This is a genomic window from Lunatimonas salinarum (assembly GCF_017811155.1).
Classification (GTDB): domain Bacteria; phylum Bacteroidota; class Bacteroidia; order Cytophagales; family Cyclobacteriaceae; genus Lunatimonas; species Lunatimonas salinarum.
The window spans coordinates 1-438 of the sequence record NZ_JACVCV010000121.1; the positions used below are offsets into that span (position 1 = coordinate 1).

General features: G+C 50.7%; 1 protein-coding gene. It reads left to right on the plus strand.

What is annotated here, in order from left to right:
• The first annotated feature begins 125 nt into the window (after positions 1-125).
• Entirely contained in the window at positions 126-284 is a 159-nt protein-coding gene (locus tag IAQ59_RS22890) for a hypothetical protein (RefSeq protein ID WP_209333031.1), read from the plus strand.
• The last annotated feature ends 154 nt before the right edge of the window (positions 285-438 follow it).

Here is a 438-nt window from a genome sequence, read left to right on the forward strand (position 1 = left end):
CAGGCAATTCGGTTGGTTGCGCAGCGCTAGACATCTCCGGGTTTTGGCGGAAGTGATAGGGCACCATGAACATGCCCGCGGCCAAAACGGTGGAACAAATTGATCTCTAAGCCCAGTCTATAAACATGTCACCCCTACGGGGTGAGAGAGCCCGGCAAAGCCCGTCATTGCGAGTGACGCAGGAGCGAAGCAATCTCTTTAAGCTAGCTCAAGGGGCTTGGGGTAGTTTTGGGAAGGAAGCTCAGTTTCGCCAATTGCCAATTGGCAGAAATATCGGGGTGTAGTTGCAAACTACACCCAGAGCGGGGGCTCGCTTCGGATTCGTGGTTTTGGAAAGGAAGTGGCATCGTAAATTTTCCGAATCTTACATCTCATATCTAACGTCTTACGTCTACCTCACCACCCTTCTAACTACACATATCCACAAAGAAAACGACC

Bases quoted from the DNA above. Each gene is read 5' to 3' on its own strand.
- IAQ59_RS22890 (WP_209333031.1), top strand. From the start codon at position 126: ATGTCACCCCTACGGGGTGAGAGAGCCCGGCAAAGCCCGTCATTGCGA.